An 11,684-nucleotide genomic window follows, 5' to 3' on the forward strand; every position below is an offset into this window, starting at 1 on the left:
AGGTTACTTTTTTTCTAAAACACCTATTTTATAGATATTTAAGAAAAAAGATAAAATAAAACCCGACGGTGCGGGTTGTTATTATTCTTTAGAATCTTCCTTTTCTGTTGAATTTTTTTCTTCTTTTTTGTCACTACTAATTAGTTCATCAAGTGTGTAAACTTTTGCTTTTGTGTTGTCTAATTCTTTTTTAGGAGGAAGTTTCATATTTTTTTCAATATATTCGATTTCTTCTGCAACAATTGTTTCGTTTTCAAGCAATGCAGATTTTATCAGTTCAAGAAGTTCTCTATTTTCCTTAATAATTTTTGTTGCGTTTGCTTCTGCTTCAATGATTATTCTTCGAACTTCGAGATCAATTTCATGGGCAACTTGAGAACTAAATGAAGCACTTTTTAGATAATCACGCCCTAAAAATGGAGAACCTTCATCTTTCTCATATTGAATTGGACCAAGTCTTGACATACCAAATTCAGTTACCATTTTACGAGCAATTTTTGTTGCTTTTGAAATGTCATCGCTAGCTCCTGTTGAAACATGATCTTTGCCATAAATTAATTCTTCAGATGCACGACCACCCATAAATCCAGTAATCATTGCAATTAATTCCTGTTTTGTTGCATTGTATTTTTCTTCTTCAGGTGTCATTAGATTATAGCCACCAGCATTACCACGAGGAATGATGGTAATCTTTTGAACTTTGTTTCCGCCTTTAACTTTTAAGCCAACTACAGCATGTCCTGCTTCATGGTATGCAACCATTGTGAGTTCTTCTTTGGTAATAACTCTATTTTTCTTAGCAGGACCTGCCATAACTCTATCAATACCTTCATCGATATCATCTCGTCTAATTACATCTGAATTAGCTCTAACAGCTATTAATGAAGCTTCATTAATAACATTTTCAAGTTGTGCACCAGAAAAACCTGGTGTTCTCTTTGCAACTTGGTCAAGTTTAATTTCAGGAGATAATCTCTTTCCTTTTGCATGTAATTCAAGAATTTCAGCACGCTCTTTAACATCAGGTAATCCAACTGTTACTGTTCTATCAAAACGTCCAGGACGTGTTAGCGCAGGATCTAGAACATCAGTACGGTTTGTAGCTGCAAAAATTAGAATTCCGTTGTTTTGTGTCATACCGTCCATTTCAACAAGAAGTTGATTAAGTGTTTGTTCACGCTCATCGTGACCACCACCTAGACCCGCTCCACGTGTACGACCAATAGCATCTAATTCATCAATAAAGATAATAGCAGGGGCGTTTTTGCGAGCTTCTTCAAATACTGTTCTAACTCTTTTTGCACCTAGACCTACATACATTTCAACAAAGTTTGAAGCAGAAATGAAGTAAAATGGAACATTTGCTTCACCTGCTGTTGCTTTTGCTAAAAGAGTTTTACCTGTACCGGGAGGACCACCAAGTAAAATTCCATGTGGCATTCTCGCACCTGCAAGTGCATACTTTTTAGGATTTTTAAGATAGTCAACAATTTCCTCAATTTCTTCAATTGCTTCTTTATTACCAGCAACATCTTTAAATGTTTTATCTGATTTAACTTTTTTGGCTGGATTTCTTTCATCTCCAATTGCACCCATCATACTCATATTTTTCTTCATTAAATATCTGTATAAGAAAAACAATAAAAGTACCATAACAAAGGTTGGAAGTAATGATGTTATCAAACTTCTTAATAATGATGGTTGTCCATCAGAAAGTGGTTTAGATGAAAGCAAGCCAACAAATTCTTTGCCATCTTTTTCGAATGTTAAAACGTGTTTTGTAAAGAAATCATAAGGCGTCAAATTCATAAATTTATCCTTATCACCTAATGACTTAGCTAATGCCTCACCTATTAAACTGTGTGTCGAACTATAAAACGCTGCATTAATTCTATCTATCTCAGCTATCTTTTCAATTGCGACTGAACCATCAACAAACACATATCTTGCAGTTCCAAAATAAGAGTCAAATTCAAGCTTTGCAATATATTTATTGTCAGCTGAATTCTTTGCCGCTGCTTTAAGATCATTTATAAAATCATTAAGACTGGCAACTCTAGGCTTTGGTCCAAATTGTTTAAACAAGATATATGCTATAAAAGAAAATGCTACAACTGCTAACAATGTGATTAGTAAAATTGAAAGTGGACTTCTTTTACTTTTTTGCATAATTCTCCTTTCTGCAATAATTAAGTAATAGTTATTATATATTATTTAAATATTTAATTTAGTTTTAAACATTAAAATTCCATTTTCTTTTTGCAAATAATATTTATTATTTAACAAAAACTGTGGTTTTTTTGTATTATTTGCCTTCACAAAATTCACAAGATTATCAATTTTGCCTGATGATAAATTTATTTTTTCATTGCAATTTGCAAAAACAAATTTTCTAATAAGTTGCTTTTGATATTCATAATTCAAAGTGCAGAAAAAACTTACTCTAAATTTGTTTTCTTCTCATTGTTTATAGACACTGCTGTGTTTTATTTCTTGTAAAGCTAGTTTCTTATTTTGTTCATATATTTCATCTAGTATTTTTTGTTTTTGTTCATTAGATAGTTTACTGAGTTGGATTCTAAATTTGTTTCTGGTATAGATTGGCAAACTATTAGTGTAATCAAGTGCATAATCTATATTTCTTTCTTTGCATTTTATTAATATTTCATCTTTGAAATATTTGTTAACAAATGGCCTTTCAATTATGCAACCTTTATAAATATTGAATTCTTTAATGCCTCAAAACGACGGGGTTCGTTTTGCTTCCTTTTGCATAAAAACCGTTTCAATAAAATCATCTTTATGATGAGCAAGCAATATCTTTGAAGCTTTTAATTCATGATATTTATTTATAAAAATATCCATTCTTTTTTCACGTGCTCACTCTTCAAAATTGCCTGTTTTATAGTCGTTTTTGTCAAAGTTATATATTTCAAAATTTATATTATTTTTGGTGCAATAACTTCTTACAATTTCAACATCCTTGTATGAATCTGCTCTTTGATTATAATTAATGCAAATTACAAAAATTGGCTCACTTTTGTGAGCATATTCATCAAGAAGTAACATTGAATCAGGCCCACCACTAATTCCTAAAATATACATACTATTTGCCTTTGCGATGAACATTAAAATTATTCATTACTATTTTTATATCGTTGTAAACAAAGGATATTGCAGCTTTAACAGCAATGGCAAGCACTTGCTCAATAACGAGCATTTGGTCACTTGTAAAATTACTTAAAACATAATCTTTTAATTCTTTTTTAACATCTTTTCCAATGCCAATTCTTAGTCTTTTAAATTCACTATTTCCTAAACTATTTATTATACTTTGAACGCCATTATGACCTGCACTTGACCCGCCTATTTTAATTGCTGCTTGTCCAATTTCATAATCTTTTTCATCATGAATTACTAAGATATCAGCAGGATTTATCTTATAAAATGAAGCTACTGCTTGGACAAACTCACCTGAATTATTCATATATGTTGCAGGTTTAGCTAATATAAAATCTTCAGTTTTTGCATAATAACCGTTAAATTTTTCTTTTGTTAAAGTTAAATTAAAATTTGAACACAATTTGTCAATGGCTAAAAAACCAACATTGTGTCTTGTGAATCGATATTGTGAACCTGGATTTCCTAAACCTACAATTAATTTCATATGCTAATTATAAATTATTTTTTATTTATTATTAGCATTAGAAAATTGCAAATTTAAATATGTTTATTAACATGTTAATAATGAACTAATTTTGACTAGTTGTTATAATTAAGACATGAAGAAAAAAATAATTAAATTTGCTTTCCTACCGGCTTTATTATCAACCTTGCCAATTTTCATTTCATGCCACAAAAAAGAAATAAATGATAATAATGAACAGATTTCATTTGTTGATCAACTAACTAAAAATTACAATGAATATTTGCAAAAATATAATCAAGATAGAGAAACAAAAACAAAGGAATATGAAAAGAGAACTATTGACAAGAACACTCCTTTCCTTTCATTAGAAAAAGTTAATTATTTGTCGGTAACTGATAAGTCTAAAATTAAATTTGATCGAAGTTTTGCAGGTGAGTCGTTTTATTTGATTGAAAATGGTAAAAAACTTAAGTTTGAAAAAGGAATAGGTATTCATTCTCTAAGGGGTAACAAGGAACAAGAGATTGTTTATGACTTATCAAATTACAATTTTGATAACTTCTTTACTTTTTATGGTCTAGATGCAAGAAATAATAACAAAGGAGATGGAATTACTTTTGTCTTTTCAGTTTCACTAGACAACAAAAGTTATCATGTTTTACATGAAGACTCAAACCCTAAAAAAGGAAATGATGAACTTTCAAAAATTAACCTCAATATAAAAGGGTACAAATATCTAAAAATTAGTGTTAAGTCAAATCAAAACATTAATAATGATCACGGGGTTTTGGTAAATTCTCTATTTTACCAAAAAGACTATAAAACAGCATTATCCAATAAATTCGGGCTTGAATTGGATTTGGATAAATATGATAAATTTTTAGCAAATTTTGATGAAAATTCAACATTAAGTAATGAAGACAAGGTTAAATATCACAAAAGTATTATTGTTAATAGAATTGAACCTTTTAAACTTTTTGAGGCTCTTGAAATAGATGAAAATATTTTGTTTGCATTAAATTATTTATTTAATGAAGATAATGAAGCACTTGAACTTTATGCAACTGGTGGAGAAATAAATGATGAAAACAGTTCTGATAACTGATTAAATTCACTAAGTTCTCTTGGTTTGTTACTAAGGTTTCACAAAAGTGATTTGCAAATTAATAATAAGGACACTGATACAAACGTTAGGTTAGGTCTAATCTACAAAAAAATAATAATTGCTCTTGCTCTTAATAATCCATCAAAATATAAAGATTGATGAAACCAAGAGGAAATAAATCCATATGTTAGATACAATATTTTTAAAAAGCTACATGAAGAAAACGATGAAGAAGAACAAAAAGAATACTTCGAGGAACTTAAAGTAAAATTAAACCGCAGTAAAAAAGAAGATAAGGCACTTCTTGAATTAGAACAAAGAATTCAAAATAAAAGTTGGCATCCAAAATTAGACAAAAATATTTTTGATAATCTTGATATTGAACACATGAGAATGGTTATGGATGCAAGAATTTTTGACCAAGAAATAATGTGGTTTAACCACTATGCTAGAAAGCGTTCACATTTTGATGGTAATTTTTCAAAAGGTGGTTATGACTATGTAAAATACACAAAAGCAAATGCTCACGATATTTATTTTAAACAATATAACCTTTATAATCCTAATGATAGTGATGCAATAAAAGAATTTAATAAAGTTGACAAACTTTACAATTTGTCAAAATTTGGCATCAAAAATGATGGAAAATTTAAGGGTTGAGTTGCCGTTCATGTTGGTCAGGTTTGCGGTGGTATTTCTAAGCATGGTGCTGGAATGTGTGCATCTGTTGGTCGTCCAGCAAGAGAACTTGGACAACCAGGCCATTCAGCATACTTTAACTATAGACCGAATAATTATTGAAGTTTGGATAACAATATCTTTGGCTGATCTAAAACAAGATATACACTACACGGTGGTAGACTAATGAATAATTGAGTTCCCAGAGATCTTAAACATGTGAACATTGAATTTGCAGCTCCTTTTTTGATTTTAGCAGAAAATGTTTTAATGAATAAGGATGATTTTGATGTTTCGCAATTTTATGTATATTTAGCATCAAGACTTGAGAAAAAATATTCAAGAAATTCAGTAGAGTGAAACAAACAAATTAGCAAATATGAAAAACTGCTACACAAAGCAACTGTTGTTTCACAACTAAACTATAACGCTTGATATAAATTGACAACTAGTTATATTAATTCAAATAAAAGCGACCAAGACAAGAAAGATTTAACTAAGAAAATAGTTATTGCATTGCAAAATTATCCTATCGCTTATTATTATTTATCTAAAGTTCTTATTGAAAACATTAATGACCAAGCAATCAAAAGTGAATTAAATCAATTTGTTCTTAGTTTTCTTCATGCAAATTTAAAGCTTAAAGAAAGCGATATGATTAATGCAAATGTTTCAGTTGATGTTGCTAAAAATATTTTGAATGTTGATGAAGCAATAGCAACATTTAGTACAAAAGGTAAGGATGCGTATAAAATAATTTTTAATCCTAAATACGAAGGATCTTCTAATGTTTATCGAATAAGTTTAGATAATAAACAAAGTTTTATTGAAACCAGAGAACGAATTTATACATTAAATGAAGACGAAAAACAGAAACTAAACAAATCATTTGGTATTTATGTTGGAATTTTAGGAATTGATGAAACATTTAAAATTCAAATACGCTAGGTTTAAAGCACAAATTTTGTGCTTTTTTCTTTGACACTTTGAACTCTTTCATTTACCAAAAGTACTATAAAACAGTGTTTTTAGAAAATTTTGCCTTTTTAAATTGTGTTATAATAGCTCGGTTTGCAACGACTAAAATTATTTTCATAATTTTGCTTTTTTACTACTTATATTGGTGTGTGAGAAAAATTAAAATAAGTATAATTCATTGTGCTTTAATCAAAATGTTTTGCTTTTTGATAACGAATTTATAATGAAAGGTTTTTAATTAAAATAAATTTTTATGAAAAGTAATAAGAAAAAATCGTTTCTTGTACTTAATTCATTACCAATTATAGGATTAAGTACAATTCTTGTTTCTGCTGCTTGCAGTGAAAAAGTTAAGAATTATCAAGATAAAGAATATCTTAATAGATTAAAAAGTAGAATAGATGAAATAGAAAGAATGAATTTATTTGACAATTTATTAGAAACAAATGAAACAGATGTTTCTAAGATTGAATTGAATAGAAAGTTTACAAATAAAGGTAATGTTGATAAATTCAAAAGTGCCCTGGAGCATGCTAAAAGTGTCAATTCAGATGCTGATGCTAAAAGTGAACTTGAAAAACTTGAAACTTCACTAATTGATTTTAAAACTTCAATTAAAATTGGAACAAAAACTGTGGTTTTACCCTCAATTAAGCCTTCGCTTCCAACTGTAACTGATTGAAAAAATTTTCAAGAAGGTGTTAATGGAATCAAGTTTAATAGGTTTGGCAACTTAGCTAATATTTTTGAACTTAATTCTTCAAAGACAGTTAGGGAAACACTAGGGTTATTAAAGGATACAACAAAAGATAAAGACACCATTTCTAATATAAAAGTTTTATCATATGATGAATACGAAGGTAAAATTACAATTTCAGCAAAAATAACATCAAATGGAATTGAAATTGGAACAAATGAAATAGAAATGTCAGGTTTTAAATCTTTTGATTTGCCAAATGGTCAAAATTCATCAAGCTTAAAATTAAAGCTAGGTAAGTTAATTAAAGAAAAGAAAAAAGTTGAACAAATTAAAGATCAAGAAATTGAAAGCTATATTGAAAAATTTGAGGTTTTAGGCAAGAAAAATGGGGTAATGGATATTAAAAAACTTACCAATGAATTTGAAAATCATTTTACTTCTAAAACTTTTACACTAACTGGCACTAAAAAAGATGAATTAAATTTTAAAGGTGAATTTGAATATAAAAAACTAGATAAAGGGTCAACTGAGGTTCAAACTATTAAAACAAAAATTGAATTTAATAAAGTAAAAATTGACAATCCATCATATAGTGACCAGGATGTTTTAGACTACATTATTTCAACAGCAAAAATTAAAAAAGATACCAATGATATAAATGACGCTTTTGCTTCTTCATATTTAGAAAAATCAAATAGTTTAAACAATATTGCACTTACATTTATTGAACATGAAAATGAAAACTATTTTGGCGAAAATAGAATCCAAACCGAAAACGAAAAAATTGAAACCAATGATAATGATGGAACAATGACAATTACTTATCAACTTGCAATAGAGGATAACAATAATCAAAAAACAGTTTCAAATGAAGTAAAACAAATTACTGTTTTAGGTTTCCAAAAAATAGACAAAGAATATTTATCAAAGAAACTTCTTCTTTCTGTCGCAATTGAAGGTAATGGCGGAAACAAACTTAAAGAATTTATTAAAAGTGAGTATAATGCCAAAAAATATTCTCTAGATGCTGAATGAATAAAAAGTAAAATTGGAAATAACCAACACACTTTCGTTAGAAAAGAATCACAAGGGAATAATGAGTCTTTGAAATTTCACAAAAATGCCTACTTTAATTTGTTAGGTAACGGAAAAGATATTAACACATTATTAAAAAATACATCTATTAATTTTGAAGGAGAACACAAACCTAAGAAACAATTTGAAATTGAAGCTCTTGTTGTTAATTTTAAAAAAATTGAAATTAACGAACAACCCGTCGGAAACAAAGTTTCATTTAAAATTATCTATGAAGTTACTGTTTCATCATCAACAAGAAATAAAATCGACATTTCTTATGAAGCAATTTCTAATGGTTTTTTCAATGTAAATTAATAAACATAAACAAGCAACACTGCTTGTTTGTTTTGAAATTTTTACTTCTTAAATATAATATTTATAAGTTGAATATAAAGGATTAAATATGGGAGATTTTTTTAGTGGTTTGTGAACATTAATCACTTGACCTTTTAGAACAATTTGTGGAATATTAGATACAAAAATTTATGTTGGTCCACTGGTTGGCATATTGGCTTTTTCTCTTTTTTCTGTATTCGTTTTTGGTTTTAATTGAATAAATACAACAAAAAATTTCTTTTGACTTTGAGTAATTTCAATTGTGGCTGTATTTATAATATTTTTTAACTTTTTTTATTTTATGACACTTGCTGTTTATTTATTTGTGGATAGCGACAGATTTGTTTATATGTTTTGATCAATCCTATTACTAATAGTACAAGTTTTTATTGTTAGTTGTTTTGTTGGTGCATTCACTTATTTTGTTAGTTGATTAGTTAATGACAAAACGGTAATGAGACACCTTGATATAATCTGGAATTATATTAATAAAAATGAATGAGTCATTTGAACACTCTTAGGATTTCAATGTACAAGTTTAGTTGGCTTACTAATTCACACAATTGTAAACACAATAATTGATAAAATAAATAGAAAAACAAGCAAAGATTACTAAATTAAAAACACCTTTTGGGTGTTTTTTGTTAAAAGCATGAAGATCTTTTTTTATATTAAATCTTTTCATTTTTCTTAATTAAGTCAAATAAATAAGAGTTTTTCTCCTGTGTACCCTCGGTTTTTGTTTTCTTAGCATATAGGTTTAAATCCCCAAGAATAAATAATTTTTCTTTTGCTCTTGAAACTGCTGTATATAAAAGTTTTTTGTTAAGCATTCTAGAATAATCATCAAAGATAGGAATTACAACATTTGGTGCTTCTGAACCTTGGAATTTATGAACAGTTAGTGCATAAGCTAATGATAAATTGGTATATATTTCAGACTTGCTATATGTAATTGTTTTAAATTTACTTCCACCTTGTGGAAATTCTACAACAAGTTTTTTATCATTAATTATTTCTTTTATAATTCCTATTTCACCATTAAAAACATTTTTTTCATAATCATTAACGAGTTGAATAACATTATCGAACAGGTAGAATGACACACCATCACGGATTGAAATATAGTTGTGTTTACTTTGTTTAAATTTAGGTAACTTAAATGTATAGTTATTTAATTTTTCACTCTGTAATCACTTATTAACTGCTTTTGCTCCAACGCTGCCTTCATAAAGTGGAATTAAGGTAACCATTTTTTCAGTATTATATTCAGGATTATATGTTTTATAAAGATAAGCCAATTCATTTAGTAATTCCTCAGAATTAATTTCTTTCATTTGAATTGTGTTTGTGCTACCTATTTCAACTTGTTTAATTTTTGGATTATTAATACTTAGAAAATGTTCACAAATTTCATCACTTTCAGTTCTTTGATTTTCAACCAAAAGAGTTTTAGGAATAAAGTTTCATGAACATAAATCTCTCATAATGTTTCCAGGCCCGATGCAAGGAAGTTGGTCTTTGTCACCAACAATAATTATTTTTTCAAGATTTGAAAGATGACTTAAAAGAATATGAAATATTTTTAAATTTACCATTGAGAACTCGTCGATAATAATTACTTTTGTTTTTTCACAATCAGTATTATAGACAGCTTCATCATCTTCTTTATCAATTCTTAAATAATTATGAATTGTTTTTGCTGGTAAATTATCACTTTTGTTTTTAATATTAATTGCTGCTCGACCTGTTGGAGTTAAAATTTCTATTTCGCTTTTTTTATAAGCTTTTTGGTCAATTAATGATTCATAAATATGATTAATAATGTGTGTTTTTCCAGTACCAGGAAAACCTGAAATTATACTAATTGATTCATTTAATGCACAATTAAGAGCCTCAAGTTGTTTGTTTGTTAAGCTTTTATCTTCAATGCTTGAAACTTTTTTACTAATTTTGTTTTTTATTGAAATTAATTTATTAAAAATAAAATCTTCTTGCTCTCTAATGTAAGAAAGAGCAATGGTTGGCCCATCTTCTTTTTCTTCAAAAACAAGTTTTTTTAACCTTATTAATTCATTAACTGATTTTAAGAAAAGATTATCAATGCTTGCCTCATCAATTAAAAGTTTATTTGATAACATTCAAGCATTTGCGAATTCAACTCAATTTTTGTATAAATCTTGCAAATTATAATATGTATCGTTAACTTGTAGTGCATAATCTAAAATAGATTTATAAACTATTGCATTGTGTCTTGTGTCGCAAGTTTTTGAATAATTTAATAAAGAAGCAAAATTATCAACAACATCAAAATTAAAACCTAATTCAATATATAAAACAAAATAAGGATCCTCATGGTCATCTTTATCCTTATCAAAAAAATCTAAGTATGAATCGTTTTTTGTAAGGGGTAATTTTTGCTTAAGTTTTGTATAAAAATTAAAAATGTTGTTAATTACGAAGAATTTTTCATCTTTGTTCATTTTCATAACTTCTTCAATAAATGATTCTATTTTTCTTAACATTAAAGGTTTTATATATTGGTGAAAAATTTTGCGTTGTTCTTTTGGTGTTTCTTTAATAACATCTAAATAATTTTCGCCAACATTTTCTTTTAATTTTTTGTGGTCTTCTTCTTTGAAACCCTTGACATTATTTTTTAATAATAATTTTAAATCATCATTTGTTGTCTCAACCATACTGTATTCTTCAAGCATATAATTGTTATATTTATTTGGTCCACTTAATACCATTTCATATAAATGATTCGGTTGCAAAAAATCTTCTGAATTTATTCTTGCATAAACAACATATATTTGATTATCAACAGATTTAAAATCAAAAAGAACTCATTTGTTTGCAAGTCCTTTTCTTACTTTTTTTATGTTTCCTTTAACTCTTATTGTGTCTTTTGTCTGCATAATATATTAAATTATATTGAATAATATAAAAATGATTAAGGTTTTTAATGTTTAAATCAACATTTTTTTGTTGTAAATTTATATTTAAAAGGTTAAGTTTTCCACACAGTTATTAACAATTGTTAATAAGTTAATATTTTTACTAATTCGCCTATAAATAAATGTTTTAAATGTTGATAACTTTGTGGATAACTTTAAAAAATAAACATTTTTTTATATTTATTAATTAATATAAATTTT

At 27.4% G+C, this 11,684-nt stretch carries 7 protein-coding genes; 3 read left to right on the forward strand and 4 right to left on the reverse strand.

The window, feature by feature from the left end:
- Positions 1-81: 81 nt before the first annotated feature.
- The 3 genes from ftsH to pth are packed head-to-tail and all read right to left on the reverse strand — an operon-like array spanning position 82 to position 3,667.
- Entirely contained in the window at positions 82-2,169 is a 2,088-nt protein-coding gene (ftsH, locus tag NPA07_RS05600; RefSeq protein ID WP_126118211.1) for an ATP-dependent zinc metalloprotease FtsH, read from the reverse strand.
- A gap of 45 nt (positions 2,170-2,214) precedes the next feature.
- The gene (tilS, locus tag NPA07_RS05605; RefSeq protein ID WP_235659541.1) at positions 2,215-3,129 is read right to left on the reverse strand and encodes a tRNA lysidine(34) synthetase TilS; all 915 of its coding nucleotides are present in this window, start codon (positions 3,127-3,129) and stop codon (positions 2,215-2,217) included.
- Positions 3,107-3,667 (reverse strand): aminoacyl-tRNA hydrolase, encoded by a 561-nt coding sequence (pth, locus tag NPA07_RS05610; RefSeq protein WP_126118210.1) that lies wholly within the window; start codon positions 3,665-3,667, stop codon positions 3,107-3,109. The genes tilS and pth overlap by 23 nt, the downstream gene beginning before the upstream one ends.
- A gap of 115 nt (positions 3,668-3,782) precedes the next feature.
- On the opposite strand from pth, the gene NPA07_RS05615 reads away from it, so the two are divergent.
- From NPA07_RS05615 to NPA07_RS05625, 3 genes are all read left to right on the forward strand, one after another.
- Positions 3,783-6,380, forward strand: coding sequence for an NPCBM/NEW2 domain-containing protein (locus tag NPA07_RS05615; RefSeq protein ID WP_126118209.1), 2,598 nt, complete (start codon positions 3,783-3,785; stop codon positions 6,378-6,380).
- Between the two features lie 283 nt (positions 6,381-6,663).
- Positions 6,664-8,502: a hypothetical protein gene (locus tag NPA07_RS05620; RefSeq protein WP_126118208.1), complete on the forward strand. Its 1,839-nt coding sequence runs from the start codon at positions 6,664-6,666 to the stop codon at positions 8,500-8,502.
- Positions 8,503-8,590: 88 nt separating this feature from the next.
- Positions 8,591-9,139: a hypothetical protein gene (locus NPA07_RS05625; protein ID WP_126118207.1), complete on the forward strand. Its 549-nt coding sequence runs from the start codon at positions 8,591-8,593 to the stop codon at positions 9,137-9,139.
- A 55-nt stretch (positions 9,140-9,194) separates the two neighbouring features.
- Here NPA07_RS05625 and NPA07_RS05630 read toward each other — a convergent pair whose 3' ends face one another.
- Complete coding sequence (locus tag NPA07_RS05630; RefSeq protein WP_256553205.1) at positions 9,195-11,444, reverse strand: ATP-dependent DNA helicase; 2,250 nt, start codon at positions 11,442-11,444, stop codon at positions 9,195-9,197.
- Between the last annotated feature and the right edge of the window lie 240 nt (positions 11,445-11,684).

This window comes from Mycoplasmopsis caviae (assembly GCF_024498215.1).
GTDB classification, from domain to species: Bacteria; Bacillota_I; Bacilli_A; order Mycoplasmatales; family Metamycoplasmataceae; genus Mycoplasmopsis; species Mycoplasmopsis caviae.